The organism is Mesorhizobium loti CJ3sym, from assembly GCF_000472785.1.
Lineage (GTDB): Bacteria > Pseudomonadota > Alphaproteobacteria > Rhizobiales > Rhizobiaceae > Mesorhizobium > Mesorhizobium loti_E.
Window position 1 is genome coordinate 177,082 of sequence record NZ_AXAL01000006.1, and the last position, 26,688, is coordinate 203,769.

A 26,688-nucleotide genomic window follows, 5' to 3' on the forward strand; every position below is an offset into this window, starting at 1 on the left:
GCGATTTTCGTCGTCAGGTGACACGTCAGTGATAGATCATAAAACCGTGCTGCCAGGCCGTATCTAGAGAGCCGCCAGTTCGCCTGTCATCAGGCAAATTCCCTCACCGCGAAACTCCGGATATCTTGCCGCGCAAGGGTTTCAGGCGTGCACGCCGTCGAATTTCTCGCGCGCCGCCTGGACGCGCTGGGTGTTCCTGCGTGCCCAATCGCCGAGCGCGCTGACCGGTACCAACAGTTCGTGACCGAGTTCGGTCAGTTCATAATCGACGCGCGGCGGGATGGTGGGGAACACGGTGCGGGTGACGAACCCGTCGCGTTCCAGGCCGCGCAAGGTGGTGGTCAGCATCTTCTGCGAAATGCCGCCGACAGCCGCGCGCAGCTCATTGAAACGCAGGGGTCCATCGCCCAGCTTGCCGACGACAAGCACGGTCCATTTGTCGCCGACGCGCTGCAGGATTTCCGAGATGGCGCGGCAGTCCTCGGTGTTGTGCGGGTGCCTCAGTAACAAAACGGTGCCTCCTTGCGTCGGGAGTTGACAGTATCTCATATAGCGCCGGTATCCAAACGATACCAGCTTTATACTGGAATGGAGAGCCCCCATGTCAAAGCCGAAAATCGCCATCATCGTCGGTTCGACGCGCGCCGCGCGCTTCGCCGATGTGCCCACTCAATGGATCGCCAAGATCGCCAAGGCGCATGCCGACATCGACGTCGAGATCGTCGACCTCAGAGATTTCCCGCTTCCGTTCTTCGACGAAGTCGCATCCTCCGCCTGGGTGCCGTCGACCAATGAGGTAGCGCAGCGCTGGCAGAGGAAGGTTGCCGAATATGACGGCTTCATCTTCACCGCCGCCGAATACAATCACGGCCCGACGGCCGTGCTGAAGAACGCCATCGACTACGCCGCCAATGAATGGAACAAGAAGCCGGCCGGCTTCGTCGGCTATGGCAGCGTCGGTGGCGCCCGCGCCGTTGAGCAGCTCCGTCTCCATGCCGTCGAGCTGCAGATGGCGCCGGTCAAGTCCGCCGTCCACATCGCCTGGGGCGACTTCCTCGCCGTTCGCCAGGGCGAGAAGAAGCTTGAGGATCTCGAGCATCTGAACCAGGCCGCCACGGCGCTGGTCAACGACGTTGCCTGGTGGGCCAAGGTGCTGAAGGCAGCGCGTCGGGCCGACGTGGTTGCGGAGGAAGTCCAGGCGGCCTGACCGCCTTTTGAGGTTATCCTCCCAAGGGATATGGGGCGGCGCTTGCGCCGCCCTTTCTAGTTATAGCGCCTCATATCGAAAGCTGCCGCGGAATCTGACAACACGGCCAATGCCGGGCGAATCCAGATGCGCGCCGGCAACGAAATGATTGTCGTCCGCTGCAAACGCCAGCAGCCGCAACCGGCTCTCGCGCGCCTGGTCCTGATCCGTATCAAATTCCCACGTCACCTCAGGCGTGCTTCTCGTCCGGCTCATCAGCGGGCGACCAGCGGCGTACCCGTTAGGACCTGTTTCATCCTCCATCCACGATCTCCAGGGAAGAAAGAGGGCCACCCTTCCGATCACATGCGAGTGACTTGCATAATGAAACTAACTTGGCTATGAGTCACTTTCATTTTGAAAGAGACTCGATCATGGTCGCCAAAACAAGCTTCGAAACACGCCCATGCCCCATCGCGCGCAGCCTCGACGATGTCGGCGAGTGGTGGAGCATCCTGCTGCTGCGCGACGCGTTCCAGGGGCTGACGCGTTTCGACCAGTTTCAGAAGAGTCTGGAGATCGCGCCCAACATTCTGACGCGCCGGCTGCACAGTCTGGTCGAGCGCGGCCTGTTCAAAAAGCGCGCCTACTGTGAGCGGCCGCTTCGCCACGAATATGTGCTGACCGCCAAGGCGCGAGATTTCCGCCCGGTGCTGCTTTCCCTGCTCACCTGGGGCAACAGGCATCTCGCACCCGAAGGTCCGAGCCTGGTGGTGGTGGACAAGGCTGACGGGCGCTGGGCCGAACCGGTTCTGGTCGATCGCCAGACCGGCAGGGAACTCGACAGCGAAGGCTTCACCGTGGCGACGGCGCCCAGGGCCACCGATCGCATGCGGCAGCGCTATCGCTTCAGCACAGAGGGCTCCGGCCTGCCGCTCACCGACAACACGCTGATTGATCAAAGCCGTGAAGAGGCGCGGGGCAAATGAACAAGGTTCTTTCCGCTGCCGAGTTGCAGCCTGCACAGCCATCGGTCGTCCAGGTACCGGCGCCTGCAAAAACCCGCCGCAAGCCGTTCGTCATGCTGGGCGCGGCGATCGCGATCGGCGTCGCCGGCTGGTATGGATTTCAGTGGTGGCAGGCCGGCCGTTTCCTGATGTCGACCGACGACGCCTATGTCGGCGGCAATGTCACGCCGCTGGCGCCACGGGTCGCCGGGCATATCGACCAGATCCTCGTCGAGGACAACCAGCATGTCGATGCGGGCCAGCTCATCATCCGCATCGATGACCGGCCGTTCAAGGCAGCGGTCGAACGTGCGCAGGCATCGGTCCAGCAGCAGCAGTCAGCGCTCGACAATCTCCACGCCCAGGTCTCGCTGCAGAATTCGCTGATCGAACAGGCGCAGGCCGATCTCGATGCCAAGAGCGCAGCGGCCACTTTCACCACCCAGGATGCCCAACGCTATGCGGTGCTGGCCAGCACCAAGGCCGGCACGCAGCAGGACGCGCAGAGAAGTCTTGCCGCCGACAGCCAGGCGAAGGCTTCCGTTGCCGCCTCCCGCGCCGGACTTGCGGCCGCCAGGCAGCAGCTCGCTGTGCTCAACACCCAGATTGCGGAAGCGACCGCCGCCGTTTCGGCCGCCAAGGCCGATCTCGACACGGCAGAGCTCGATCTCGGCTTCACAGAAATCCGCTCACCCATCGATGGCCTCGTCGGCAACCGGCTGGCGCAGGTCGGCACCTATGTCTCGCCGGGCAGCTATCTGCTGACGATCGTGCCGCAGACCGGGCTGTGGGTCGATGCCAATTTCAAGGAGGACCAGCTGCGCACCATGACAAACGGACAGGTGGCGACAGTCTATTCGGATATTGCGCCCGACCAGCCGCTCAAGGGCCATGTCAGCAGCCTGGGGCCGGCGACGGGAGCGATCTTCAGCGTCATCCCGGCGCAGAACGCGACTGGCAATTTCACCAAGATCGTCCAGCGCGTTCCCGTTCGGATCAGCATCGATCCGGACCAGGCTCACAAGGTTGCGCTGCGGCCAGGCCTATCGACCGTCGTCACGGTCGACACCGCGTCGCACTGAGGACGCCATGCCAGAGCGCGCCGAACCACAGTCCTTCTTGGTCACCATCCTGCCGTTCATGGTGATGTGCGTGGGGATGTTCATCGCGCTGCTCGACATCCAGATCGTCGCCTCCTCGCTGCAGGATATTGGCGGCGGCCTGTCGGCGGCACAGGATCAGATCGGCTGGGTGCAGACCTCCTATCTGGTGGCGGAAATCATTGTCATTCCGCTGTCGGGCTGGCTCACACGGGTGTTCTCGACACGCTGGCTGTTCACCATCTCGGCGGCCGGCTTCACGCTGGCCAGCATGCTGTGCGGCTTCGCCTGGAGCATCGAAAGCATGATTGTGTTCCGCGCGCTGCAGGGGTTGCTCGGGGCGTCGATGATCCCGACGGTCTTCACCTCGTCGTTCCACTATTTCCAGGGGCCTAGGCGCGTCTATGCGGCCGCGGTGGTCGGCAGCATCGCCTCGATCGCGCCGACGCTCGGCCCCGTCATCGGCGGCTGGATCACCGATACGCTGAGCTGGCACTGGCTGTTCTATGTCAACGTCATTCCGGGCACCATCATCACCATCCTCGTCGCGGCGTTGGTCAAAATCGACAAAGCCGATCCGTCGCTGCTGAAGGGCGCCGACTATATCGGCATGGTGCTGATGGCGGTCAGTCTCGGCACGGCCGAATATGTGCTGGAAGAAGGCACGCGCTGGAACTGGTTCGACGATGCAACGATCCGCAATGGCGCTATCGTTGCCAGTGTTACGATGGTTCTGTTCGTCATTCGCAGCCTGACCTATGCGCAGCCGGTGGTCGATTTCCGCGCCTTCGGCAACCGCAATTTCGCCATTGGCTGCTTTCTCTCCTTCGTCACCGGCATCGGCATCTTCGCCACGATCTATCTGACGCCGCTATTCCTGGGGTACGTGCGCGGCTACGACGCTTTCCAGACCGGGATGGCGGTGTTTTCCACCGGCGTGGCCTCGATGGTCGGCGTTCCCGTCTACATCTTCCTCGCCAAGCGCTTCGACACGCGCTGGCTGATGATGTTCGGGCTCGCCTCCTTCGGCGCCTCGATGTGGAGTTTCAGTGCCATCACCAGTCAGTGGGGTGCGGCCGAGCTTTTGATCCCGCAATTGTTTCGCGGCTTTCCGCAGGTCTTCGCCGTCGCGCCAAGCGTCAATCTCGGCCTCGGCAGCCTGCCGCCCGAACGGCTGAAATATGCCAGTGGCCTGTTCAACACGATGCGCAATCTCGGCGGCGCGGTCGGCATCGCCATTTGCGGCGCGATCCTGAACGACCGCACCAACTTCCATTTCCTGACCATCGCCTCGCATCTGACGCCACAGAACGAGGCCGCGATGCGGCTCGTCGACACTATCGCGCAGCGCTATGGCCAGCTGCCCGGCGCGGTCGCCGATGGTCATACCGCGTCGCTGAAGCAGTTGTGGGCGCTCGCCTATCGCGAGGCATCGACCATGGCTTACGCCGATGCGTTCCTGGTGATCATGGCCGCCTTCGTCATCGCCACCGCGCTGGTTCCGTTCCTGCGCAATGTCGCGCCGAAAGCACCGCCGCCGGACGCTCACTGAGAGCCCGGGTTTTCGGGTTGTCGGCACTTCAGCGATTCATCGCGACGGGGTGGCGCCCGTAACCGTCTTTTTGCCGAAAGCCTGCCAGCGGGCTTCGACTTCGGCGCGAAGCCGGTCGCGGTCAGTGGAGAGCACCTCATGAGGCAACGCGACAAACCGTTTGCCATCCTGGGCCGGGAAAATGTTGCCCAGACGGGAGGCCGTGAGGTTCGGGGCGAATGTGAAGGTCACCAGACCGATGCCGAGCCGCTTTGGCCCCCTGCTGTTTCGGTAGACAGCCCGCCATAGAGGCATGATCGTTTCATCCATGAATGCCTCGGAAACCTGCAGTGCGGTGACATCCCGGTACTGGTCTTTGCCCCAGCGATACCAAGACGTGCCCCATCGCCTCTTCACAACCTCGAAGGTAATGTCGAGCCAGGAAATGTCCTCCACCTCCCGCCAGGGGACGTCGAGAAAGACATAGCCGTCGAGATTGAGGCGCAACCCGTCCGGCGATAGCCGCAAGAATGGCTCGGCGGTCAGCCATCCGTTCGTTTGCCAGACAGTCGCGAAGGCGGCCGCAGCCGCCACCGGAAGACCCAACAACCAGTTCTTGGCCCCGAAGGCGACAACGAGCCCGACCACGAGAATAAGCGCCGAGAGGGCGGTGAATTTCAACGCGGCCTTGCCGGTGCATAGGCAATGATCTGGCTGACGTCTTGTGCCTGGTCTGAACTCAACGGTCCGCCTCCCATAGCCGGCACGGCTTTGCAGGCAAGAGCCGCCGCCAAGACAGTCAAGTACGATACAGGCTGACGATCGGCCCAACAAGCCCAGCGCTGAACCGCACAGCGTCGATGGTGGCGTCCGCGTCAAGGCACCGGCTCGCGGCGGGGGCCGGGGCAAGCTATTGCCTAGTCACCCGCGCGCGCCAGCAAAAGCGCGCGCTCCCTGTCATTGCCGGTCAATTGGGCGGCCTGGCGGAACGCGGCGCGGGCTTCCGCCTGATGTCCCAGCTTCTCCAGGAGATCGCCGCGCACGGTGGGCAAGAGGTGCGAGTCCTTCAGGCGCGGTTCGTCCTTCAGCGCCTCGACGATGGCCAGACCCTGCGCCGGTCCGAACGCCATGCCGACGGCCACCGCCCGGTTGATTTCGACGATGGGCGAGGGGGCCGCCAAGGCCAGAGCCTGATAGTATGCCGATATTGCGATCCAGTCGGTGTCGGCGGCTGTTGCCGCGCGGCTGTGGCAGGCGGCGATCATCGCCTGCAGGAGATAGGGGCCGGGTGTCGATGTCAGCGTCATCGCGCGGTTAAGGCCGTCGAGGCCACGCCGGATCAGCGACCAGTTCCATCGGCCGCGGTCCTGGTCGAGCAGCAGGATCGGTTCGCCCGCGCGGCCGGTGCGGGCGGGGAAGCGCGCGGCGTTGAGCTCCATCAGCGACACCAGGCCTTGCACTTCAGGCTCATCCGGCATCAGTGCCGCCAGCGAACGGCCAAGGCGCAGCGCTTCGCCGCAGAGATCGGCGCGCAGCCAGTCCGGCCCGGCGGTGGCCACATAGCCTTCGTTGAAAGTGAGGTAGACCACCTCCAGCACGGCGGCGAGGCGTTCGCGACGCACCTCGCCGCGCGGTGTCTCGAACGGGATGGCGGCATCGCGAAGCGTCCGCTTGGCGCGGACGATGCGCTGGGCGATGGTGGCTTCGGGCACCAGGAAGGCGCGGGCGATCTGAGGCGTCGACAGCCCGCCCAGCAGCCGCAGCGCCAGTGCCGCGCGCTGCTCGGCCGGCAACAGCGGATGGCAAGCGGTGAAGATCAACCGCAACAGGTCATCGTCGATATCCTCGTCGAGCGCGGCCTCGACGTCGGGCATCTCGCGCTCAAGCTCGGTGAGGTCGATAGCGAGTTCACGATGCTTGCCGTCGATCATGGTGGTGCGGCGAAGCCGGTCGAGCGCCCGGTTCCTGGCGACCTCGGTCAGCCAGGCGGCCGGGTTGCGCGGGATGCCGTCCCGAGGCCAGCGCTCCAGCGCCAGCAGGAAGGCGTCTTGCGCGATCTCCTCGGCCAGCCCGACATCCCTGAGATAGCGCACGAGCCTGGCGGCGAGCTTCGGCTGCTCGATCCGCCAAACCGCTTCGATGGTGGCCGCTTCGATGGTGGCCTTGGCAGTCAACCGTTCATCTCGCCAAAGCTTTCCGCCACCTTCTGGACGTCCTCGGGGAACTCGCTGATCTCGAAGACGCGGCGAACCTCGATCACATCATTCTCGCCGGCAGGGCAGCGGCGGGCCCATTCGATGGCCTCTTCACGCGAGCGCACGTCGATCACCCAATAGCCGCCCAGCACTTCCTTGACCTCGGCGAACGGGCCGTCGGTGACGGCAGGCTTGCCGCCCTTGTAGGTGACCCGCGCGCCCGATGATGGCGGATGCAGCCCGTCAAGCGCCAGCAGCACGCCGGCCTTCTTCAACTCCTCATTGTATTTCATCATCCGCTCCACCGCCTTGGCATCGGGCATGACATCGGGCGCCGCCTCCGCGTAGCCGCCGGGGATCATGAGCATCATTAACCGCATGGTCTTTCTCCTTGGTTGGTTGGTTCGATCATATGACGAACGGGAGATGGCGAAATCGACACGAGTGGCAAAAAAGTTCAAATCCCCGGTCGCGCCAAAGACCAGAGGTGTTGGACCCCCATATGGGCGAGGCTGCCATCTGGCCCTGCCAGTTTGCCCTGATATGTCAGGCTGCAATCCTCATTCGAGCAAATCCGTGAAGTCATCCAGCCTGGCCGGCGCAATCTCCCCCACCATACCGGTGCTCGTCTGCGCGTTCGGCATCTTCCTGCTGTCCGGCATGGATGCGGCGATGAAGGTGCTGGTCATCGCGGTGGGCGTTTACAACACGGTGCTTTGGCGCAGCATGCTGGCGACCGTCGTCGCGAGCGCGGGCTGGCTGGCGGGGCCGCGCTCGATTCCGTCGCCTTCCGTGCTGAGGCTGCATGCGCTGCGTGCCGTGGTTGTCGGCATCGTCCTGTTGTCGTTTTTCTGGGGGCTTGCCAGGCTGCCGCTCGCGGAGGCGATCGGGCTTAGTTTCGTCGCGCCGCTTTTCGCTCTCTTGCTGGCGACGCTGTTGCTGGGGGAGAAAATACAGCGGCAGGCGATCTGGGCTTCGCTGGCCGGCATGGCCGGTGTTGTCATCATCATAGCCGGACAATTCGGGCATGCGACCTATGCCAGGGATGCCTTGCTTGGCACGGTGGCGGTTCTCGCCTCGACGGCGTTCTACGCCTACAATCTGATCCTGGCTCGGCAACAGGCGCAGGTGGCCAAACCCATCGAGATCATGCTGTTCCAGAACCTTTGTCTGGCGATCATGCTCGTTCTCGCGGCACCTTGGCTAGCCGTTGCCTTGCCTGGCGATCTCTGGCTTCCGCTGGCCGGCGTGACGGCGCTGTCGCTCACCGGCCAGTTCCTGATGAGCTGGGCCTATGCGCGCGCCGAAGCGCAATATCTGATTCCAACGGAATATTCGGCCTTCATCTGGGCGATCGTGCTTGGCTGGTTTTTCTTCGGGGAGGCGGTGACCTGGACCACGCTGGCGGGAGCCGGCCTCATCGTGGCCAGCTGCCTGATCGCCGCGCGCTCGAACCCCAGACTTGCCGAGCCGATCGAAGCCGCGGTTTGAGGCGGAAGCGCCCTCCACGACGCGTCGACGCGTAGTTCTCACCGCAGAAATTGCACGATCCTATCAAAAGCAGGGAGCGCTTGTGCGTAGCCTGAATCAAGCGTGATCGTAAGTATATCTGCTTATTGTAAAACTTTACTAAATATTTCATCAGCCGAATTACGGTCTGTAGACCATCCGTCGGGTTGTTGTGCTTCCAGTTCGGAAAACATCACTGAATGTTCGATGTAATGGTGAACTATGTGGCAAGCTCCTGGAACGCGATCTTGCATGGCGATTTTGGTCCGGATGCGGCCATCTGGAATCGAACGATCCAGGCAGGCGAGGCATCAGGAGAAGGATTTATCCGATGAGCTTCTTCGTCAACGCCCTAGGCGTTCCTCTTCCCTACAGCGGCGCTTCCACCCATTGGTACTCGGCGGCAGGGTCCGGGCCTGACTTGTACGGCAGCTCTGGAAACGACTCGTTCTACGGAGCAACCGGCGTCACCATGCACGGCGGCGCAGGCGATGACATCTATTACCTCTATGCGGCGAGCAACAAGGTGGCCGAGGGCGCTGGGGCAGGCATCGACACGATCAGCACATGGATGAGCTACAAGCTCCCTGACAATGTCGAGAACCTCGTCGTCACAAACGCCAACAACTATGCTTTCGGAAACGGGTTGGACAACATCATCACCGCCCAGGCCGGGCACCAGACGCTGGACGGCGGCGCGGGAAACGATGTGCTGATCGACGGCGGCGGCGGTTACGACACTTTCATCGTCTCGAAAGGCAATGGAAGCGATCTGATAGCGAATTTTGCCGCCACGGATACCGTCCGCCTGAATGGCTATGGGTTCACGTCGTTCGACGCCATCCACTCAAACATGATCCAGGCGGGATCGAACGTGCTGTTGAACCTCGGATCCGGCGAGATCCTCGAGTTCAAGGACACGACCATCGACAAGTTGCAGCCCGGCCAGTTCGAATTGCCGATCGACAAGTCCGCAATGAGCCTGTCCTTCAGCGACGATTTCAACACGCTGAATCTTCACAATAGCCAGGGCGGCACCTGGGATACCAACTTCTCGTGGGGAGCGCCGAACGGCAGCACCTTGAGCAGCAACAACGAGCTGGAATGGTATATCGACGCCAATTACGCGCCGACGAGTTCGGTCCACCCGTTCAGCGTGAACAACGGTGTGCTCACCATCACCGCGGCGCAGGCGCCGGCGGACATCAAGCCGCTGATCAACAATTACGAATACACCTCAGGCATCCTGACGACCCACGACACCTTCTCGCAAACCTATGGCTATTTCGAAATGCGGGCCGACCTGCCAGAGCACGCCGGCGCCTGGCCGGCCTTCTGGCTGCTCCCGGAAGACGGTTCGTGGCCGCCGGAGCTCGATGTCGTGGAGACGATCGGCCAAGCCCCGAACACGTTGATCATGACGGCGCACTCGAATGAAACCGGAACGCACACCAAGGTCACGTCGACAGTGAGTGTCTCGGACCCCGCCGGTTTCCACACCTATGGCCTGCTCTGGACGCCGGACAAGCTTGTCTGGACCTATGACGGTGTGCAGGTCGCGGAAGCGGCGACGCCGTCCGACATGAACAAGCCCATGTACATGCTGGTCGATCTCGCGGTCGGCGGCTTGGCCGGCGCCCCTCCGGATCATTTGGCCACGCCGGCCGAGATGAAGATCGACTACGTCCGCGCCTATACGCTGGACAGTGCTCCGGCAAACGCGCTGAACATCACCAGCGGCAGCACTACATCCAGCACCGGCACGCACAGTATCGCCAGCAGCACGCTGCATGGCGGTTCCGAATTCGGGGGCCACGCGTAAGGTCTCGGGATCATGCAGCGTAGGGGAATGTGGAAATGACCGGACCGTCCGACCTGCGCCCGGTCTTCCTGCGCGCCATCGCCGATGTCGGCGTCTTCTCGCTGTTGATCAACATCCTGCTGTTGGTGATCCCGCTCTATCTGCTGCAGGTCTATGACCGCGTGCTGCCGTCCTCTAGCGTCGAGACGCTTGTCTATCTTTCGGGCATCGCGGTTCTCGCGCTCGCGGTTCTCGGGCTGCTGGACGCGATCCGCGCCGTTTACACGCAGCGCGTCGCGGCGACCCTCGACCGGAAGCTGGGTGCCGGCACATTCGCCGTTTCGCTCGGCGCAAAATATGCCGGCGGCCTGTCGCCACTGCGCGACCTCGCCTCGGTCTGCGCCTTCGTCAGGTCGCGCGGCGTGACGGTGTTGTTCGATCTGCCCTTCGCCCCTGTCTTTCTCGCCCTGCTGTATCTGATCCATCCGGTGCTGTTTTGGGTGACCGTCGGTGGCGCGGCGCTTCTGCTTCTCCTGGTCGTGGCCAACCAGCTTGCCATCGGCAGGAACGACGTGTTGTCCGCGGAGTGTTCGGCTTTAGCGAGCCAGGCAGAACAGGCCTTTACCCGCAATGCGGAAACGCTGCGTGCCATGGGCATGGTCGAGAACGCCGCGCAGGTCTGGCGACGGCACGTCGCGGCAGCGCTCACCCTCCATGACCGCTCCGCGAGTGCCAATGCGATCTTCAGCGGCGCTTCGCGGGCGCTGCGCATGATGCTGCAACTGGCGATCCTCGGCGCCGGCGCATGGCTGGTGCTCGACGGGCAGATGACGGCAGGCATGATCTTCGCCTCCTCGCTGGTGTCGTCGCGCGCGCTGCAGCCGCTCGACCAGTTGATCGGCGCCTGGCGGCAGATCGCCGACGCCCGGCGAGCGTGGAGAGGGCTTGAGACGGCGCTTGCGGCGCGTCCGCTTGAAGCGCGGAAACTGATCCTGCCCGATCCGACTGGCGCGATTTCCATGCAGGACGTTTTCTTTATGGCGCCGAATGCCCAGCTCGGCACCGAACCCATCCTCAAGCGACTGAACTTCCAAATTGGCGCCGGCGAAGCGTTGGCCATCGTCGGCCCAAGCGGCGCCGGCAAATCCACGCTGGCGCGGTTGCTTGTGGGCGCTGCCCGGCCGACCGGCGGCGCGGTGAGGATCGACGGCGCCGACCTCAGGACCTGGGACGAAAGCCAGCTTGGAAAGCATATCGGCTACCTCGCGCAGGAGGTCGAGCTCTTTCCAGGATCGATCGCGCAAAACATCGCCCGCTTCAACCCCGATGCAGATGACGCCTCGATCATCGAGGCAGCCAGGCGGGCTGAGGCGCATGACCTGATCCTGGCACAGCGGGACGGCTACCAGACATTGATAGGTCCGTCGGACAGAAATTTGTCGGGCGGCGAGCGCCAGAGGATCGGGCTGGCGCGCGCCTTCTACGGCGCTCCCAGGATTCTCGTGTTGGATGAGCCCAACGCCCATCTCGATGGCGCGGGCGAAGCAGCGCTCGAAGCGGTGCTTGGCGCCGTGAAAGCGACCGGCGTCACGACAATCGTCATCACGCACCGCCCTTCGATTGCCGCCTCCTGTGACCGCGTGATACTTTTGCGCGGCGGCGTGATCGAAGCCTTCGGCCCGAGCGGCGAGGTGTTGCGGCAGTCTGTGGCCAGCACCGGCGCCGGCAAGGGCATTCCCCGGCAGAATCCGGTGGTGACAGGGTCTTTCGCCGCGACGCTTCGCACGCACAACACCCGCTTCGGATCATAGACCATGGCAGTCCAGAGCCTCGCTTGGGAAGGCAGTCCGCGCACCGACATAGGGCGTGTGGCATCCGCCGGATACGCGGCGATAGCCCTATTGGTGGGTTGCTTTGGCTATTGGTGCGTCAGCGCGCCCTTGTCGGGAGCGGTGATCACGCAAGGGACGATCTCGGCGACCGGCGGAAACATCCTGATCCAGCATCCCGAGGGCGGCATCGTCCAGGAATTGCTGGTCCATGAAGGCGATCGCGTGCAACAGGCCCAGGATCTGATCATGCTCGATCCAACGGCCGCGCGGGCACAGCTCAACCGGTTGACAAGACAGTCGATCGCGCTCAGGGCGAGCGCGGCGCGGCTGGAGGCGGAACGCGACGGATTGGACCGGCTGGCGCCAATCACCAAAGCGGCGCCAGCGCCGTTCCAGGCCGATTTCGAGATGTTGGTTCGAGAACAGCAGAAGGAATTCGATGCCAGGCTCGCCCGGTTTCGATCGGAACAATCGATCCTCGCCCAACGACTGGCCATGCATCGCCAGTCTGTCGTGGGATTGCAGTCCCAGAAACAGGCCATTCAGCAACAAGTCGAAATCGTGAAGAAGGAACTCAGCATCAAGACCAGCCTGCTGGACAAGGGCCTCACCAACCGTACCGAATACTCACAACTTTTGCGCAGCGAGGCAGATCTCATCGGGCAGGCCGGGATGCTGGAAGCCAATATCGCAGCGGCCAACACTCAGATCGTCGAAGCCCAGGAGCAGAGCGAGCGCCAGACCACGCAACGCGTGGAGGAGGCGCTGACGAAGCTGGAGGAGGTTCGTTCCAACCTGGCCGACTTCGAGGAACAGATCGGGGCGGCGGAGGCGGTGCTGCGGCGAACGACGATCAAGGCGCCGGCGGCGGGCATAGTCGTCTCGTCGACCTACAATTCCAAGGGCAGCGTGATTGCCCCCGGCGAAAAGATCATGGAGATCCTGCCCACGGCATCGGGCCTGATCGTCGATGCAAGGCTGCGGCCAAAAGACATCGACCAGGTCCGTGTCGGCCAGCCGGCGAAACTGCGACTGTCGGCCTTGAACATGCGGCTTACCCCAGAGGTTTCAGCCACCGTGACACAAATTTCCGCGGACCGGCTCATCGATCAGGCTACGCATGAGCCCTATTTCCGCGCCAGGCTGAAGATTGCCGCAGAGTTGCCGTCCGGCGTGAGACCCGAGGAGCTTTATCCCGGAACGCCTGTCGAGGCGTTTATAAACACCGGCGACCGGACATTCTTCGAGTATCTGGCACGACCGATGCTCGATTCCTTCGCTCGCGCCTTCACGGAGCGGTAGATATTGGGGATCGAACGATCAGCGCACCGCTTCGCGCTGGCTACCGGGCAGGCGGGTCGCGATCAGTTTGTCGATGCGGCGGCCGTCGAGGTCGACCACCTCGAAGCGCCACCCTTGAGCGTCGACGCATTCGCCGGTCGCCGGCAAATGATGCATGTGCGACAGCACATAGCCGGCGACGGTCTCGTAGTCGCGGTTTTCGGGCAGGTCGATGCCCAAAATCTCGGCCATCTCGTCGGCCTGCATATATCCAGCGAGCAGCCATGAGCCGTCCTCGCGCTTGACGGCGTTTTCCTCGTCGCCGGCATCAAGGTCGGCGCGGAACACGCCGGTAATGGCTTCGAGAATGTCGGCCGGGGTGACGATGCCTTCGAAATGGCCGTATTCATCATGCACCAGCGCCATCGGCACGTCGGATTCCTTGAGCTTGTGCAGCACGTCGAGCGCGTCGGCCTGGTCGTAGACGATGGGCGCGGCGCGCACATGCTTGCGCGGGTCAAGCGTGCGGCCGGCAAGGATCGCGGCCAGCACGTCACGCGTCTGGACGACGCCGACCATGACGTCGACACCGCCGTCGCCTGCCGGCAGGCGCGAATGCTGGGTTTCCATCAGCAGCTTGCGGATCGCCGTGTCGTCGGATTGCAGATTGATCCAGTCGACCTCGGTGCGCGGCGTCATCACCGCACGCACCGCGCGGTCGCCAAGCCGCATGACGCCGGCAATCATGCGCCGCTCGTCGGATTCGATGGTGCCATGATGCTCGGCCTCGGCGACCAGCATCTTGATCTCCTCGTCGGTGACCTTCTCCTCGCTTTCGCCGCGCTGGCCAAGCAGCCACAATATGGCGCGGCCGGAAATGTCGAGCAGGAACACCAGCGGCGCCGAGATGGTGGCGAGGATGGTCATGGCCGGAGCCGCGCGGGCGGCAACGCGCTCCGGGTCGCGCAGCGCGATCTGCTTGGGCACAAGTTCGCCGACGATCAGCGAGAAATAGGTGATGATGGCAACGACAATGCCGACGCCGAGCGGGTCGGCGACGCTTTCGCGCATGCCGGTCGAGGCCAGGTACACCGACAGCCGGTCGCCCAGCGTGGCGCCGGAGAAGGCGCCGGAAAGCACGCCGACCAGCGTGATGCCGATCTGTACCGAGGACAGGAACTTGCCGGGATTCGAACCAAGATCGAGCGCGCGGCCGGCACCATTGACGCCGCGATCGATCATCGCCTTGAGCCGTGCCGGGCGCGATGAAACGATAGCGAGTTCGGACATCGACAAAAGGCCGTTCACGCAGATGAGGACGACCACGATAGCAATTTCAACGTATAGCATGAGGGCTCAATAGCATTGCGATGGGGCGCTCGAAAATAGTCCGGCTCTATTTTTAGAAGATGACAGTCCCGTCATTCAGGGTGCATCCCACAACGGCGCTGAAAAGTGCTCGATCAAGGCGTCGACGACAACACGCACCTTTGGCGTAAGCGCGCGCGTCACCGGCCACACGGCGTGCACGACAGTGTTTTCCACCAGACAGTCCGACAGGACCATTTCGAGGTCGCCATTCCTGAGGCTGTCGGCCGCCAGCCAGGTCGGCAGGAAGGCGATCCCACAACCGGCAAGGGCGGCATCGAGCATCGGTTCGCCATGGCCGAGAACCAGCCTCGCCCTGGGGACGAAGGTCGTGAGATGGCCGTCGCCGTGCCTGATCACCCAGGGACGGACGACGCCCTCGCGGCCATAGCCGATGACGCTATGATGGGCGAGATCGTCGACCGATCGCGGCCTGCCATGTTCCCTGAGATAGGCGGGAGCCGCACAGATGGCCGAGCGCTGGGCATAGATGCGCCTGGCCGCGAGCGACAGGCTGTCGTCCAGTTCTCCCATGCGGACGGCGAGGTCGATGCCTTCCTCGATCAGGTCGACGCGGCGATCGTTGAAGGAGATTTCCACTGTCAGCTCCGGGAATTTCCTGGAAATCTCGAACAGGACGGGCGCGACGCAGCGCCGGCCAAAGGCGAGCGGCACGTCGATGCGCAGCCGGCCGGAGGGGATCTGCCGGCGCGAGGCAAGCAGTGACTGCGCCGCCTCGATCTCGGCCAGCGCCCTGACGCAGGCCTCATAGTAGCTCTCGCCTTCGCTGGTCGGACTGAGGCTGCGGGTGGTGCGGTTGAGGAGGCGAACGCCGAGCCGCTGCTCCAATTGGGCGATCGACTTGCCGATCGCCGACTTCGTCACATGCAGCCGCTCGCCGGCACCAGTGAAGCTGCCAGCCTCCACGGCCTGGACGAATGCGACGATGCCTTGCAGGTCGGTCGATTCCATGACGGTTCCAATTGTCGAACTTAAGTTATCAATCAGTTGCCAAATATGCCGCATAGGAGCTCTATTTTCCATAGTTGAAAAGCATAAATGTCTCGCGTGGCCATCAATGACGGAGCGCGAAGCGATATGAGCACCCAAATCAACAGAGCCTGGCAGATGAGCGGTTTCGGCCTGTCCAGGCTGAGCCAGGTGACGGGCAAAATCCCCGAAGCCGGGCCGCACGATCTTCTGGTGCGCACGAAAGCCGTGTCGTTGAACTACAAGGACAAGATGATCGTCGAGGGCACGCTGATCCCCGACCTCAGCTTTCCCTTCGTGCCGACATCGGACGCTGTGGGCGAGGTGGTGGCTGTCGGCAGCGCGGTCAGCCGCTTCAAGGTCGGGCAACGCGTGCTTGGCCACGTCATCGCCGATTGGCCGGATGGTGACGCGCCGCCGGTGCTGCACAAGCACACGCTGGGCTCCTCACTGCCGGGCATGCTTTCCGACCATGTGGTCTTCGGCGAGGATGCCGCCGTGCTGGCGCCGCCATCGCTCAGCGACATCGAGGCGGCGACGCTGCCGATCGCGGCGCTGACGGCCTGGTTTGCAATGACCGAGGCGACCAGACCGGTGGCGGGCCAGACAATCCTCATCCAGGGCACTGGCGGCGTGTCGCTGTTTGCGCTGCAGTTCGCCAAGGCATTCGGTTTGCGCGCCATCGTCACCTCGAGCAGTGACGAGAAGCTTGAGCGGGCAAGAAAGCTTGGCGCCTGGCAATGGATCAACTACCGCACGCAGCCGGCATGGGACGAAGCCGCGCGAGCGCTGACGGACGGGCTGGGCGTCAACCATGTGCTGGAAATGGTCGGCGGCGACAATGCCCGGCGATCGCTGAACGCGCTGGCGGCTGACGGCCGGCTCTCGATCATCGGTCTTCTGGGTTCGATGGAACTCAGTTTCCCGATCCTGCCATTCATGCGCAACCGCATCACCGTGCAGGGCCTGTCGATCGGCCATCGCCGGTCTTTCGAGCGGATGAACCAGGCGATCAAGGCGCTCGGCATCAAGCCGGTCATCGACAAGGTCTTTGGCTTTGATGAGGTGCCTCAGGCCTTGCAGCATCTGGAGAAGGGGCCGTTTGGCAAGATCGTGGTCACCACGACCTGACCTTTGCCGCCCGGTCATTGTAGCTGCTTCAGCACGCCGATGATTGCCTTGCCGTCGGTGAAATAGAGGTCGCCGCCGCCATTGCGGCCAGTCCTGGTGGCGCCGATGCCCGCCAGGTCGCTGGTCGATGCCAGCAGAGCGGCTGCGTTCAGGTCGTCGATCAGGAAGCCGCGTTCGGCATCGATGTCGGGACCGATGTGATGCGTGATCGCGCCCGTATCGTGGCTGAGACCGACGCCGCGATCGAAGCTGGCGGAGCCCAGCCAGAGCGGGCGGCCGTCGTCGCCGACCGTATCGGTCTGCCAGAAGCGGACATGGTGGCGCCGGTCGGCACTGTCGCCGACCGGCTTTTCGAAAGCGAGATCCTGGGCGCGGCCTTCGAACAGCAGGCGGCTCATCGGCGCATCGGGATAGGGGCGGGAAAACAGGACACTTTCGCCGATGTCGATCGCGGTCCTCAAGGTGACGGCGTCGGCGGTGTCCCAACCGGCGACGGCGAAGGCATGGACCACCTCCTTCTCAGTGCCGACGAGGCCGACATTGATCGGGTCGCCCGGAATGCCTTGCGGCGTGCGCGTCACCATTTCGAAGCGCTCGTCGCGAAAGCCGCGCTCCCGGAATGTCCAGAATTCCGGCGCCGCCAGATAGGCAAGCGCCAGCCAGGCGCCCAAAAGGGCCGCCATCCAGATCGCAATGCGTCGCTGAATACTTCGCTGGCTCATGTGTCGTCGCCCAACCGTTCCGGGCGACACTCTATGCGGAGTCGTTGGCCGCTGGCAGAGGGCGGGAGCGCCAATGCTAAAGCGCTTCACCTCGAAAGGGGCGACGCGCTTTAGCTTCTTTATTCTCGTGCATGTCGTTCTCCCAAAACCGAGGTCACTTTTGGGCGACATGCATTAGCGGCAGGCGCGATAGCCGTTCTTGCGATTCTTGATGTCGAAATGGAAATGGTTGCGGTGGTCGTAATTGTAGCCGGGGCCGAGCACCGTGGTGAAATACTGGCAGCCATCGGCGCGCACATTGTTGAGGAAGCCGCGCGTGCGGAAGGCGAACAGGCCGGGCTTGCGCACGTCGATGTCGTCGCCATTGTTGAGCTCGATGCTCATGACGTCGAGCGCATTGCCCTTGCCGTGCTCGGACAGCACGCCTTCGCCGGCGATGTTGCGGCAGGAATAGCTGGAGCCCTGGTGGATGGTCTCGACGCCGGAGAAGTAGCGCCAGCGGGCGGAGGGAACGAGCTCGTTCTTGGTCCAGGCGGCGAAGGTGGCGGCCATATCGCAGGTCAGGGTCGCGGCGGGCTTCATCTGGATGCTGCCGATGGCCGTGACTTTTACGGGATAGTCGATGCCGCATTGTCCCTCATGGATCGGCGCCAGGTCGGTATAGGCGACGTCGAGGCGCTTCAGCTGCTGGCGGCAGTCGGTTTCGCTGGCCGGTATCTGCTCGACCGGCGACATTGGCTCATCCATGCGCGGATAGGCGGCCTGCGTCATGTAAGGATTGGAAGGGACAAGCCTCTGCATGCCCGTATATTGCGGCACGGCCGAGGTCTGCGTGCCCACATCGACGGCCGGCTGCAAGGACAGCACGCTGCCGGTGTTGCAGGCCGAAACGGCCGCAAGCGCTAGGCCGGCGGCCGCCAGCATCGCGGGTTTCGATTGGCGCGCGGTGGCGAAAAACACGGCGCGAAATTTGCCGGTCATTGGCGGAATCCTAGTTCGAGTCTGATCCGTGATCAGGTTCGAACTTTTGCCTGACCATGATCTTTTCCGAAAACCGGTTCCCACTTTTCGGGATCATGGTTCGGATATCCGGCATTTTAACGATCAAGGGTAAAGGAAAACTCAGCGCCCGCGTTCATGCCTGCGGCTGAATTGCGGCAAGCCGTCCGGTCGACCAGCCTACTGGCAGAACGTCCCGCCATGCTTGCGTGGTTCGAGATCGAGATGGAAGTGCAAGGCGTGGTCGGCGTCGGCGCCGGGTCCAAGCACTGTCTTGAACGGACCGCAGGCAGCCTTGCGCACTGCGTTGAGGAATTTCGCGTCCTTCTTCGGCGGTGTCGGGCTGATCTCAATCTTTTTTCCGTCGGAGAGTGTGAAGCTGCCGATGTCCAGAGCGTTGCCGAAAGCGTGCTCGGACAGTTTTCTGGTGCCATGACGCGGCCGGCAGACAAAGGCTGACGCCTGGCTGATCGATTTCAGGTCGGCGCCGAACTCCGTCTTGGCGGCCGGCTGGATGACATCGGTGGTGAAGCGCGCGGCGGCCTCGGCCATCGAGCAATTGAGCTCGGTGGCAGGACCGATGGCGACCGACTTGTTGAGCGTCTTGATGACGAGGGGATAAGGGATGGAACAGCCGATTTCGGGATTGCTTTCCACCTTGTGCTCCTCGAATTCGACGCCAAGCGCCTTCAGGCGCTCGCGACAGGCGACTTCCTCGGCAGGCATCCGGTCCGCGGGCAGATCGGCCGAGCGCGGGTCGGGAAGCATCTTCTTGTCGCCGGCATCCGCAGGCTTTGGCGGCGGTTGCGGGGCGACAGTCGGCGGCTGAGCCTCAGGCTCGGCGGTGTCGGGCTTTGGTGTCGGGATAGGCACATCGGCCGGCGGCTCAGGCTCGCTTTCCGTGTCGATTGATGGCTCCTGGGCCGAAGGCTCGGGACGTGCTTGTTCTTTCTGACGGGACTTTTCTTCATTGAACGGGTCGGAATCTGCGCCTGGGATGGGGGCGTCTGACTTGGCCCCGTTTGTCTTGGGATCCTCCATCTTGGGAATTTCGGTCTTCTGGTCTTGCGTCTTTGCAGTGGCTGCGGGACGGGGTTCAGGCACCGGAGCATCGGCAGGCGATGGCAGCGGAGGCGATGGCGTCGCAGACAGTGGCGGGGGATTTTGCGTTTTCTGCGGGGCCGGGTTCGGCGCGGACTGCTGCTCCACGCGCGATTTCGTCTTATGCCGGCCACGCGGCTTCAACGGCTGGTCGACCCGTGGCGTCAACGGCTGCTCCACCCGAGGGGACAGCGGCCCGTGATGCTTGTTGCGATGTCTGGCATCGGCAGGCGTCACCAGCAAAGCGGTGACGGCCGTGGCCAGTGCAATCCTGTAAATTCGGGAAAAGACAAGCGACCCCATCGCCGACAACGGCGCGCGCGCCCGGAAGTTGCCTTCAGCCCATCACGAACGGTAACCGCGCCGTTACGCGCCGATCGCTTCCAGCCCTTCTTCCAGCCAGTCGGCGAGCAGCGGCATGCCGAGCAGGTACTTCGCCGTGCGCTTGTTGGCGCGTTCGCGCGCCGCGGCCAGCGCGTCCGCCCACTCCGACGCATCGTAGTCGCCGCGGCCGACCCAAGCGAGCGCCACCAGTTCGGCGGCTTCATCGACATTGAGGTCGTTGATCAGCTCGCGCAGCTCTTCCTCGGTGAGGTTTTCCGAGCTCTCCTCGGCGAGACCGTCATGGTGATGGTTGACATGGGACTCGCCGTCGAGTTCGACCTCGTGCTCGGCGCCGTCTGCATAATCCTCGTTGACGGCGGCACTCAAGGCCTTGGCCTTGAGAATGAACAGGCGCACAGTGTCGGGGCCGATCGTAAGGTCCCAGTCTTTTTCAAGCCGTCGCTGCACGGGTCGTCTCCGTCAGTCGTTGGCTGGATGATAGCGGATTTCAGGCATGCGTCACCTGATGTTCTCCAATTCTGCTTTTTTCCGGGATGAAACCCGGGCCATGGGGCGTTAGTCTTGCATTCTCACCCCTCAAGGAGGCTTCCATGCATAAAAGAGTGCTGATCCAGGCGGCGGGCGCGCTTCTCGCCCTGCAGTTCATGGCCGTTCCAGTGTTCGCCGCCGGCGGCGACAGTACCGGTACCGACCAGACGGTCACTCAGTGCAAGAAGGGCCAGGTCTGGGACAAGAAGAAGAAAAAGTGTGTTGCACCGCAGGAAGGCATGCTGGACGACGACAGCATCTATGATGCCGGCCATGCGCTGGCGCTGGCTGGTCGCTATGACGAAGCGATCGCTGTGCTCAGCCTTGCCGCCAACAAGCAGGATCCGCGCATCCTCAACTATCTCGGCTATTCGCACCGCCATTCCGGCCGTGTCACCGTCGGCCTCGGCTATTACGAGGAAGCGCTGCGCATCGACCCGAACTACACGCTGGTGCGGGAATATCTCGGCGAAGCGCATCTTCAGATCGGCGATCTGGCCGGCGCCCAGCAGCAGCTGGCGGAAATCGAGAAGCGCACCGGCAAGGGTTCGCGCGAATACGGCATGCTTTCGGAGCAGATCGACCATTTCATGAGGAGCTGATCAGGCTCTCGAAGGGTTCCCCAAGCGGCCGCGAGCGATCGCGGCCGTTTTTTTACCTGCTATCTTATGCGCCGCCCTGCCGATGAAAGCGGTGATGATTTTCGCAAAACCGATTTTTGGGCGTGAAAAACCCGGAAAGATTGCTATATCTTGGGAAATTGCGGTGAAACGGTTCCGTTAGCCCGAGGCTACCGGACCGTTTTCTTTTTGTGACAAGGCTTTCCCCGAAACGCGGGGGTGGCGGCAGGAAAGGTCATGCATCATGAACAAGGTCCCGATGACAGGCGAGGGGTTCGCGTCATTGAAGGAAGAACTGCGTTGGCGCCAGCAGCAAGAGCGGCCGCGCATCATCGAGGCGATCTCCGAAGCGCGCTCGCATGGCGACCTGTCCGAAAATGCCGAGTATCATGCCGCCAAGGAGGCGCAGAGCCTCAATGAGGGCCGCGTCAACGAGCTCGAAGACTATATCGCGCGCGCCGAAGTGATCGACGTCAGCAAGCTCAGCGGTGAAAAGGTCAAGTTCGGCGCCACCGTGGTGCTGGTCGACGAGGACACCGAGGAAAAGAAGACCTACCAGATCGTTGGCGACCAGGAAGCCGACGTGAAGTCCGGCCGCATCTCGATCTCCTCGCCAATTGCGCGCGCGCTGATCGGCAAGGAAGTCGGCGACGCCATCGAGGTCAACGCGCCCGGTGGTGCCAGGGGGTATGAGATCGTCCAGGTGCAGTTTATTTAGGACCTTTGATAATTCTACTCTGGCGGCCGACTACAGCGCCGCGCGTCTCAGACGGGCAAAGGACGCTGTAGGTTCTTCAGTTAGCGCATGATCCTTTCCGAAAATCGATACGATTTTCGGGGTCATGCGCGAGCGGTTTTCTGCGCTTCCGGTGCTCACGTACTTTAAGTACGCTCCGCTCCGGTTCTCGAAAACCACCTTATTCGACTCGCCAGAGCGAATTCTGAAAGGTCCTAGGCTGGCGCTTGCGATTTGAGTGCTAGTAGCCCCTCCGCCTCAGCCACCACCTCAGCCGGCGTCACGCGCCCACCGGGTGCGGCCAGCAGCGTTGATGCATAGGGCCCGCAGGGGCCGGTCAAACCCGGCTCGGTCGCCAAAAATACCGCGACCGTCGGCAGGCCGAAGGCGCTGGCGAGGTGGGTCAGGCCGGTGTCGGCGCCGACGACCAGCGTCGAACGGCCGAGGATGGCGGCGATGTCGGCCAGCGGCGATTTTGGCACCACGATCGTGGATGGGATGGCCCTGGCGATCGCTTCGGCGACAGCCTTTTCACGTTCGTTCGACCAGGTCGTGACCGGCGTCATGCCACGCTCGACCAGCAGGAGGGCGGTTCCGATCCAGTCTTCGACCGGCCATTTCTTGTCCTCGCGGCTGGTGCCGTGCAGCAGGAAGGCGGTTTTTCCAGTGATGCCGGCGAGACCGCCGGGTGGTGGCGCAATGCCTGACGCGAGCGTCGACAGATCGGGCTGGTAGCCAAGCGCCAGTCCAAACAGCCGGCGCGTCCGTTCGATGGCGTGCAGGTCGCGCGGCACGGCGTAGGTGATGTCATAGAACAGCGTCGCCGAAGGTTCGCGTGCGCTCGAGCGGTCGAAGCCGGCGATCGGTGCGCCCGCCTGCCGTGCCACCAGGGCCGATTTCAGCAAGCCCTGCGCATCGATGACCAGGTCGTAGCGGCATTCGCGCAAGGTGCGACGCAACGCGGCCGCCTCGCGCCAGGTGCCGCCATTGAATAGCGCCTTGCGCCAGCGCCGGATCGCGACCGTGTGAATCCCAGCGATCGCCGGATGCAGCGCGACAATGCCGGCGAATGCCTCTTCGACGCACCAGTCGAAGGACACGTCCGGCCTGGCGAGACTGGCATCCTCGACCGCAGGAAATGTGTGGATGACATCGCCCATCGACGATGTCTTGACGATCAGCACCTTCATGCCGCCGCCGGAATTTTCAGCAGCCGATCCGCCGCCGCCGCAACCTGTCCGACTTCCAATGTCTTCAGGCAGTTGAGATGGCCGAGCGGGCAGACCTTTTGGTGGCAAGGCGAGCAGGACAGGCCGAGCCAGACCAGTTCGCGACGTTCCGCCAGCGGTGGCGTGTTCTCAGGCGAGGTCGAACCGTAGACGGCGACGATCGGCGTGCCGACGCCCGCCGCGACATGCATCAGACCGCTGTCGTTGGACACCGCCAGCCTGGCCGCCGCGATCAGGTCGATGGCGTCCTCCAGCCGTGTCTGGCCGGCAAGGTCGATGACGCCGGGAGCAAGGGCTGCGATCTCCGCCGTCACGTCGCGGTCGTTCTTCGAACCGAACAGGGCGACCTTCAAACCTTTAGCCATGAACTCACGGGCAAGGCCGGCATAGCTTTCGCTCGGCCAGCGCTTGGCCGGCCCGAATTCGGCACCCGGCATCAGGGCGACGAATTTCTGCGGCGCCAGCCCGAAACGATCGAGCAGGGCGGCCTGGTTTTTCGCATCCACGGTCAGATGAGGGGCGCGAAAACTGCCGCCCTGGGCGAGGCCGAAATAGGCCTGCGCGGTGCGGCGTTTCACGGCCTCGGGCAGCGGCACGATATCGGTCAGCAGGCCATAGCGCATTTCCCTGAGATTGCCGAAGCGGCGCGGAATATGGGCAAAGAAGGGGATCAGCGCCGACTTCCAGCTGCCGGGCAGGACATAGGCCATGTCGTAACGGCCGCGCAGCAGGCGGCCGAAGCGGCGGCGATGGGTGAATTCGAGCGCACCGGGTTTCAGCGGAAAGTCGATCTGCTGGCGTAACTCGGGCATGCGCTTGACCAGCGGTGCGGCCCAGGCTGGCGCCAGCACATCGATAGCGGCGTTGGGATGGAGCTCCTTCAGCGCCGAAAACAGGCACTGCGCCATCACCATATCGCCCACCCAGCGTGGGCCGATCACGAGGATCGTTGGGCTTTCAGCCATTCGACATAGTCTCTGACGCCAGTTTCGACGCTCCGGAATTGGCCGTTATAACCGGCCGCGCGCAAACGGGACATATCAGCTTGCGTAAAGCTCTGGTAGCTGCCCTTGAGATGGTCGGGGAAGGGGATAAACTCGATCTCGCCCTTGCCCAGCGTGTCGATGACGGTTTCGGCGATGGCGCGGAACGGCTGGGCGCGGCCGGTGCCGCAATTGAAGATGCCGCTCGAGCCGCGCTTCCACAGCCACAGATTGACGTCGGCGACGTCGCCGACATGGATGAAGTCGCGGCTTTGCTCGCCGGGACCAAAACCGTCATAGGCGCCGAACAGTTTCGGGTTCTGGCCTTGCTCGACCTGGTTGAACAGATGGAAGGCGACCGAGGCCATGGTGCCCTTGTGCGCCTCGCGCGGGCCGTAGACGTTGAAATAGCGCAAGCCGGCCACTGGCGAATGGTCGGTATCGAAGACGGTGCGGCGGACATAATCGTCGAAAAGTTTCTTGGAATAGGCATAGACGTTGAGCGGCCGCTCAAGCTCCGGTTCCTCGCGGAACTCGCTGCCGCCACCATAGACCGAGGCCGACGAGGCATAGAGGAAAGGCACGCGCAGTTCGAGGCAGGCATGCAAAAGCCGCTTCGAATAGGCGTAGTTCACCTCCATCATGAACTTGCCATTCCATTCGGTGGTGGTCGAGCAGGCGCCCTGGTGGAAGACGGCCTCGATGCGGCCGAGGCCGCCATCCTCCAGAAGGGCGCAGAAATCGTCCTTGTCGAGGTAGTCGGCAATCTTGAGATCGGCGAGGTTGGCGATCTTGTGGCCGTCAGTCAGATCGTCGACGACGACGATGTCGTCATGGCCCTCGGCATTGAGCGCGGCGACGATGTTGGAACCGATCATGCCGGCGCCGCCCGTGACGATGATCATGAAGGCCTCTGGTTGCTTGCGATCCGGTCCTTATAAGGGAGGCTGTTGAGGCTGTCGATAAAGCCATGCTATCGCCTGTCCTGCCATTTTCGTGCGCTTGTCTCTTTTGTCTGTTTTGTCTATTATGGACAAAATGGAGTGCCCCATGAAACATTATGCATCGACCGATTTGAAACAGAATCTTGGAGATGTGCTCGCAGCTGCCAGTCAGCAGCCGGTCTCCATCACTCGCCACAACAAGCCGAGATACGTCTTGATGAGCATCGAGACCTACGAAGCGCGCTTCGGCAACGATAGCCGTCGCGCCTACGCGGCGAAGGACGCACCGTCTGAACATGTCGAGATGCTCGAGGAGTACGCCGCGGAATTGGACCGTGAGTAAACCCGTCGCCGCGGATGTTTGGCGATGTCCGTATTTGTGGCATCGCCAACATGGAGACGGCGAGACCGAAGGCCGCAAGATGAGGCCAGTCGCCTTCGTCGCCGTTCTTCCCGGGAAAGCCGGAGGCACGAACCTTTTTATCCTTGCAATCACCTCCACGCAGCCGGGCCGTGATCGGATGGCCGTTGGCGTTCCGGAAATTGAGCGCCGCCGCGCCGGCCTTGACCCTATCCCCCTTTGGGTCATAGTCGACGAGTACAACCACGATATCCTGGAATCGTCGGCCTATTTCGAACCGGGCGCGCGTATCGGTGCCTTCAGTCCGTCATTCCACAAGAAAGTCATGTCGGCTTTCATTGCGGCTGTTCGTAAAGGCCAATCCAAAGCCATCCCACGGGCCGACTAAACGGCCTGCAACTGGGCAGGGCAGGATCATGAGGGGATTAAAAAATGCCGTCGACCGAACTGCTCATTGCGTTTTTCGCCACCACTGCGATCTTCGCCTATATCCCCGGTCCGGCGATGCTCTATGCCGCTGCGCAGACCATGGCGCGCGGGCGCTGGTCGGGGCTGACGGCAGCACTTGGCATCCATCTCGGTGGTTATTTCCATGTTTTCGCCGCCGCAGCCGGCCTGTCTGTGCTGTTCCACGCGGTGCCGCCGCTCTACATGGCGGTCAAGCTGGTTGGCGCGCTCTATCTGATCTGGCTCGGTATTTCGCTGTTTCGCAAGCGGGTCGAAGGCGAGATGACGCTTCCTGTTCTTGAACGCAAATCGGCCCGTCGTGCGTTTTTCGATAGCATCACCGTTGAAGTGCTCAATCCCAAGACGGCGATCTTCTTCATGGCGTTCCTGCCGCAGTTCATCGATGCCTCCGCGGCCCTCCCGGTCTGGCTGCAATTCGTGGTGCTGGGAACGATCGTCAATTTGATGTTCTCTTCGGCCGACATCGTCTGCGTGTTCCTGGCCGGCCTGGTGATCGGCCGGCTGCGGCGTTCGAGCCGGGCGCAGCGGCTGATGCAGCGGGCCGGCGGGGCGGTGCTGATCGGGCTCGGTGTTCACGTCGCGCTGCAGAAGAGCTGACCGCCCGGAGGTGTGCCGTGCTGCCGTTGCGCTGCGTGGATTTGCGGTATATCGGCTTCGCTGTCGGGGTCCGGCCCGTAAATTGACAATTTTCAGCACGACACAGATCAGCCTTTCCACACAT

28 protein-coding genes are annotated in these 26,688 nt (G+C 62.8%); 14 read left to right on the plus strand and 14 right to left on the minus strand.

What is annotated here, in order from left to right; genetic code table 11:
• Positions 1 to 141: 141 nt before the first annotated feature.
• Complete coding sequence (locus tag A3A9_RS0109560) at positions 142 to 510, minus strand: winged helix-turn-helix transcriptional regulator (protein WP_027058585.1); 369 nt, start codon at positions 508 to 510, stop codon at positions 142 to 144.
• A gap of 91 nt (positions 511 to 601) precedes the next feature.
• Here A3A9_RS0109560 and A3A9_RS0109565 point away from each other — a divergent pair, with 91 nt between their 5' ends.
• Positions 602 to 1,207: an NADPH-dependent FMN reductase gene (locus tag A3A9_RS0109565; protein ID WP_027058586.1), complete on the plus strand. Its 606-nt coding sequence runs from the start codon at positions 602 to 604 to the stop codon at positions 1,205 to 1,207.
• Positions 1,208 to 1,267: 60 nt separating this feature from the next.
• Here the strand turns inward: A3A9_RS0109565 and A3A9_RS42425 are convergent, their stop codons facing one another.
• Complete coding sequence (locus A3A9_RS42425) at positions 1,268 to 1,510, minus strand: hypothetical protein (RefSeq protein ID WP_245279003.1); 243 nt, start codon at positions 1,508 to 1,510, stop codon at positions 1,268 to 1,270.
• A 110-nt stretch (positions 1,511 to 1,620) separates the two neighbouring features.
• On the opposite strand from A3A9_RS42425, the gene A3A9_RS0109575 reads away from it, so the two are divergent.
• From A3A9_RS0109575 to A3A9_RS0109585, 3 genes are read left to right on the plus strand one after another with little or no spacing between them, the layout of a single operon-like run.
• Complete coding sequence (locus tag A3A9_RS0109575; RefSeq protein WP_027058587.1) at positions 1,621 to 2,175, plus strand: winged helix-turn-helix transcriptional regulator; 555 nt, start codon at positions 1,621 to 1,623, stop codon at positions 2,173 to 2,175.
• Positions 2,172 to 3,275, plus strand: a complete 1,104-nt coding sequence (locus tag A3A9_RS0109580; protein ID WP_027058588.1) for an HlyD family secretion protein — start codon at positions 2,172 to 2,174, stop codon at positions 3,273 to 3,275. The genes A3A9_RS0109575 and A3A9_RS0109580 overlap by 4 nt, the downstream gene beginning before the upstream one ends.
• Positions 3,276 to 3,282: 7 nt before the next feature.
• Positions 3,283 to 4,845 (plus strand): DHA2 family efflux MFS transporter permease subunit, encoded by a 1,563-nt coding sequence (locus tag A3A9_RS0109585; protein ID WP_027058589.1) that lies wholly within the window; start codon positions 3,283 to 3,285, stop codon positions 4,843 to 4,845.
• A 36-nt stretch (positions 4,846 to 4,881) separates the two neighbouring features.
• On the opposite strand, the gene A3A9_RS0109590 is transcribed toward A3A9_RS0109585, so the two are convergent.
• The 3 genes from A3A9_RS0109590 to A3A9_RS0109600 form a co-directional block, all read right to left on the minus strand.
• Entirely contained in the window at positions 4,882 to 5,505 is a 624-nt protein-coding gene (locus A3A9_RS0109590; RefSeq protein ID WP_027058590.1) for a hypothetical protein, read from the minus strand.
• 236 nt (positions 5,506 to 5,741) lie between these two features.
• Positions 5,742 to 6,998 (minus strand): RNA polymerase sigma factor, encoded by a 1,257-nt coding sequence (locus tag A3A9_RS0109595; protein WP_027058591.1) that lies wholly within the window; start codon positions 6,996 to 6,998, stop codon positions 5,742 to 5,744.
• On the minus strand, positions 6,995 to 7,399 hold the full coding sequence (locus A3A9_RS0109600; RefSeq protein WP_027058592.1) for a YciI family protein: 405 nt from the start codon (positions 7,397 to 7,399) through the stop codon (positions 6,995 to 6,997). The genes A3A9_RS0109595 and A3A9_RS0109600 overlap by 4 nt, the downstream gene beginning before the upstream one ends.
• 163 nt (positions 7,400 to 7,562) lie before the next feature.
• On the opposite strand from A3A9_RS0109600, the gene A3A9_RS0109605 reads away from it, so the two are divergent.
• From A3A9_RS0109605 to A3A9_RS0109625, 4 genes are all read left to right on the plus strand, one after another.
• The gene (locus tag A3A9_RS0109605) at positions 7,563 to 8,510 is read left to right on the plus strand and encodes a DMT family transporter (protein ID WP_027058593.1); all 948 of its coding nucleotides are present in this window, start codon (positions 7,563 to 7,565) and stop codon (positions 8,508 to 8,510) included.
• Between the two features lie 349 nt (positions 8,511 to 8,859).
• Positions 8,860 to 10,350, plus strand: a complete 1,491-nt coding sequence (locus A3A9_RS38535; protein WP_033838446.1) for a family 16 glycosylhydrolase — start codon at positions 8,860 to 8,862, stop codon at positions 10,348 to 10,350.
• A gap of 35 nt (positions 10,351 to 10,385) precedes the next feature.
• Positions 10,386 to 12,140, plus strand: a complete 1,755-nt coding sequence (locus A3A9_RS0109620; protein ID WP_027058594.1) for a type I secretion system permease/ATPase — start codon at positions 10,386 to 10,388, stop codon at positions 12,138 to 12,140.
• Between the two features lie 3 nt (positions 12,141 to 12,143).
• Positions 12,144 to 13,463 (plus strand): HlyD family type I secretion periplasmic adaptor subunit, encoded by a 1,320-nt coding sequence (locus tag A3A9_RS0109625; protein WP_027058595.1) that lies wholly within the window; start codon positions 12,144 to 12,146, stop codon positions 13,461 to 13,463.
• Between the two features lie 18 nt (positions 13,464 to 13,481).
• Here the strand turns inward: A3A9_RS0109625 and A3A9_RS0109630 are convergent, their stop codons facing one another.
• Positions 13,482 to 14,792 (minus strand): hemolysin family protein, encoded by a 1,311-nt coding sequence (locus tag A3A9_RS0109630; RefSeq protein WP_027058596.1) that lies wholly within the window; start codon positions 14,790 to 14,792, stop codon positions 13,482 to 13,484.
• Positions 14,793 to 14,867: 75 nt separating this feature from the next.
• On the minus strand, positions 14,868 to 15,782 hold the full coding sequence (locus A3A9_RS0109635; protein WP_027058597.1) for a LysR family transcriptional regulator: 915 nt from the start codon (positions 15,780 to 15,782) through the stop codon (positions 14,868 to 14,870).
• A 126-nt stretch (positions 15,783 to 15,908) separates the two neighbouring features.
• Between A3A9_RS0109635 and A3A9_RS0109640 the strand changes: the two genes are divergently transcribed.
• A complete protein-coding gene (locus A3A9_RS0109640; protein ID WP_027058598.1) occupies positions 15,909 to 16,931 on the plus strand; it encodes a zinc-dependent alcohol dehydrogenase family protein in 1,023 nt (340 codons plus the stop codon).
• Between the two features lie 14 nt (positions 16,932 to 16,945).
• On the opposite strand, the gene A3A9_RS0109645 is transcribed toward A3A9_RS0109640, so the two are convergent.
• The 4 genes from A3A9_RS0109645 to A3A9_RS0109660 form a co-directional block, all read right to left on the minus strand.
• On the minus strand, positions 16,946 to 17,653 hold the full coding sequence (locus tag A3A9_RS0109645; RefSeq protein ID WP_027058599.1) for an LssY C-terminal domain-containing protein: 708 nt from the start codon (positions 17,651 to 17,653) through the stop codon (positions 16,946 to 16,948).
• A gap of 174 nt (positions 17,654 to 17,827) precedes the next feature.
• Complete coding sequence (locus A3A9_RS0109650) at positions 17,828 to 18,634, minus strand: extensin family protein (RefSeq protein WP_027058600.1); 807 nt, start codon at positions 18,632 to 18,634, stop codon at positions 17,828 to 17,830.
• A 198-nt stretch (positions 18,635 to 18,832) separates the two neighbouring features.
• Positions 18,833 to 19,525, minus strand: coding sequence for an extensin family protein (locus A3A9_RS45695; protein ID WP_245279004.1), 693 nt, complete (start codon positions 19,523 to 19,525; stop codon positions 18,833 to 18,835).
• Between the two features lie 594 nt (positions 19,526 to 20,119).
• Positions 20,120 to 20,545 (minus strand): DUF3775 domain-containing protein, encoded by a 426-nt coding sequence (locus A3A9_RS0109660; RefSeq protein ID WP_027058602.1) that lies wholly within the window; start codon positions 20,543 to 20,545, stop codon positions 20,120 to 20,122.
• Positions 20,546 to 20,688: 143 nt separating this feature from the next.
• On the opposite strand from A3A9_RS0109660, the gene A3A9_RS0109665 reads away from it, so the two are divergent.
• The gene (locus A3A9_RS0109665) at positions 20,689 to 21,228 is read left to right on the plus strand and encodes a tetratricopeptide repeat protein (RefSeq protein ID WP_027058603.1); all 540 of its coding nucleotides are present in this window, start codon (positions 20,689 to 20,691) and stop codon (positions 21,226 to 21,228) included.
• 262 nt (positions 21,229 to 21,490) lie between these two features.
• The gene (gene greA / locus A3A9_RS0109670) at positions 21,491 to 21,964 is read left to right on the plus strand and encodes a transcription elongation factor GreA (protein ID WP_027030561.1); all 474 of its coding nucleotides are present in this window, start codon (positions 21,491 to 21,493) and stop codon (positions 21,962 to 21,964) included.
• A 233-nt stretch (positions 21,965 to 22,197) separates the two neighbouring features.
• Here greA and waaC read toward each other — a convergent pair whose 3' ends face one another.
• Genes waaC through rfaD form a run of 3 tightly spaced genes read right to left on the minus strand, consistent with a single transcriptional unit; the run spans position 22,198 to position 25,099 of the window.
• On the minus strand, positions 22,198 to 23,172 hold the full coding sequence (gene waaC, locus A3A9_RS0109675) for a lipopolysaccharide heptosyltransferase I (RefSeq protein ID WP_027058604.1): 975 nt from the start codon (positions 23,170 to 23,172) through the stop codon (positions 22,198 to 22,200).
• Positions 23,169 to 24,176, minus strand: coding sequence for a lipopolysaccharide heptosyltransferase II (gene waaF, locus A3A9_RS0109680; protein WP_027058605.1), 1,008 nt, complete (start codon positions 24,174 to 24,176; stop codon positions 23,169 to 23,171). Before waaF ends, waaC begins: the two co-directional genes overlap by 4 nt.
• Positions 24,149 to 25,099 (minus strand): ADP-glyceromanno-heptose 6-epimerase, encoded by a 951-nt coding sequence (gene rfaD / locus A3A9_RS0109685; protein WP_027058606.1) that lies wholly within the window; start codon positions 25,097 to 25,099, stop codon positions 24,149 to 24,151. Before rfaD ends, waaF begins: the two co-directional genes overlap by 28 nt.
• A 145-nt stretch (positions 25,100 to 25,244) precedes the next feature.
• Between rfaD and A3A9_RS0109690 the strand changes: the two genes are divergently transcribed.
• The 3 genes from A3A9_RS0109690 to A3A9_RS0109700 are packed head-to-tail and all read left to right on the plus strand — an operon-like array spanning position 25,245 to position 26,564.
• Positions 25,245 to 25,481 (plus strand): type II toxin-antitoxin system Phd/YefM family antitoxin, encoded by a 237-nt coding sequence (locus A3A9_RS0109690; RefSeq protein WP_027058607.1) that lies wholly within the window; start codon positions 25,245 to 25,247, stop codon positions 25,479 to 25,481.
• Positions 25,474 to 25,887 (plus strand): hypothetical protein, encoded by a 414-nt coding sequence (locus A3A9_RS0109695; RefSeq protein ID WP_027058608.1) that lies wholly within the window; start codon positions 25,474 to 25,476, stop codon positions 25,885 to 25,887. The genes A3A9_RS0109690 and A3A9_RS0109695 overlap by 8 nt, the downstream gene beginning before the upstream one ends.
• Positions 25,888 to 25,931: 44 nt before the next feature.
• Positions 25,932 to 26,564, plus strand: coding sequence for a LysE family translocator (locus A3A9_RS0109700; protein ID WP_027058609.1), 633 nt, complete (start codon positions 25,932 to 25,934; stop codon positions 26,562 to 26,564).
• Positions 26,565 to 26,688: the final 124 nt, after the last annotated feature.

What these genes read in the sequence shown, in the direction of transcription:
- A3A9_RS0109690 (WP_027058607.1), top strand. Translation starts at nt 25,245, where the DNA reads ATGAAACATTATGCATCGACCGATTTGAAACAGAATCTTGGAGATGTG.
- greA (WP_027030561.1), top strand. Translation starts at nt 21,491, where the DNA reads ATGAACAAGGTCCCGATGACAGGCGAGGGGTTCGCGTCATTGAAGGAA.
- A3A9_RS0109665 (WP_027058603.1), top strand. Translation starts at nt 20,689, where the DNA reads ATGCATAAAAGAGTGCTGATCCAGGCGGCGGGCGCGCTTCTCGCCCTG.
- A3A9_RS0109580 (WP_027058588.1), top strand. Translation starts at nt 2,172, where the DNA reads ATGAACAAGGTTCTTTCCGCTGCCGAGTTGCAGCCTGCACAGCCATCG.
- A3A9_RS0109650 (WP_027058600.1), bottom strand. Translation starts at nt 18,634, where the DNA reads ATGACCGGCAAATTTCGCGCCGTGTTTTTCGCCACCGCGCGCCAATCG.
- A3A9_RS38535 (WP_033838446.1), top strand. Translation starts at nt 8,860, where the DNA reads ATGAGCTTCTTCGTCAACGCCCTAGGCGTTCCTCTTCCCTACAGCGGC.
- A3A9_RS0109640 (WP_027058598.1), top strand. Translation starts at nt 15,909, where the DNA reads ATGAGCACCCAAATCAACAGAGCCTGGCAGATGAGCGGTTTCGGCCTG.
- A3A9_RS0109625 (WP_027058595.1), top strand. Translation starts at nt 12,144, where the DNA reads ATGGCAGTCCAGAGCCTCGCTTGGGAAGGCAGTCCGCGCACCGACATA.
- A3A9_RS0109565 (WP_027058586.1), top strand. Translation starts at nt 602, where the DNA reads ATGTCAAAGCCGAAAATCGCCATCATCGTCGGTTCGACGCGCGCCGCG.
- waaF (WP_027058605.1), bottom strand. Translation starts at nt 24,176, where the DNA reads ATGGCTGAAAGCCCAACGATCCTCGTGATCGGCCCACGCTGGGTGGGC.
- rfaD (WP_027058606.1), bottom strand. Translation starts at nt 25,099, where the DNA reads ATGATCATCGTCACGGGCGGCGCCGGCATGATCGGTTCCAACATCGTC.
- waaC (WP_027058604.1), bottom strand. Translation starts at nt 23,172, where the DNA reads ATGAAGGTGCTGATCGTCAAGACATCGTCGATGGGCGATGTCATCCAC.
- A3A9_RS0109605 (WP_027058593.1), top strand. Translation starts at nt 7,563, where the DNA reads ATGTCAGGCTGCAATCCTCATTCGAGCAAATCCGTGAAGTCATCCAGC.
- A3A9_RS0109630 (WP_027058596.1), bottom strand. Translation starts at nt 14,792, where the DNA reads ATGCTATACGTTGAAATTGCTATCGTGGTCGTCCTCATCTGCGTGAAC.
- A3A9_RS0109620 (WP_027058594.1), top strand. Translation starts at nt 10,386, where the DNA reads ATGACCGGACCGTCCGACCTGCGCCCGGTCTTCCTGCGCGCCATCGCC.
- A3A9_RS42425 (WP_245279003.1), bottom strand. Translation starts at nt 1,510, where the DNA reads ATGGAGGATGAAACAGGTCCTAACGGGTACGCCGCTGGTCGCCCGCTG.
- A3A9_RS0109575 (WP_027058587.1), top strand. Translation starts at nt 1,621, where the DNA reads ATGGTCGCCAAAACAAGCTTCGAAACACGCCCATGCCCCATCGCGCGC.
- A3A9_RS0109600 (WP_027058592.1), bottom strand. Translation starts at nt 7,399, where the DNA reads ATGCGGTTAATGATGCTCATGATCCCCGGCGGCTACGCGGAGGCGGCG.
- A3A9_RS0109700 (WP_027058609.1), top strand. Translation starts at nt 25,932, where the DNA reads ATGCCGTCGACCGAACTGCTCATTGCGTTTTTCGCCACCACTGCGATC.
- A3A9_RS0109635 (WP_027058597.1), bottom strand. Translation starts at nt 15,782, where the DNA reads ATGGAATCGACCGACCTGCAAGGCATCGTCGCATTCGTCCAGGCCGTG.
- A3A9_RS0109585 (WP_027058589.1), top strand. Translation starts at nt 3,283, where the DNA reads ATGCCAGAGCGCGCCGAACCACAGTCCTTCTTGGTCACCATCCTGCCG.
- A3A9_RS0109645 (WP_027058599.1), bottom strand. Translation starts at nt 17,653, where the DNA reads ATGAGCCAGCGAAGTATTCAGCGACGCATTGCGATCTGGATGGCGGCC.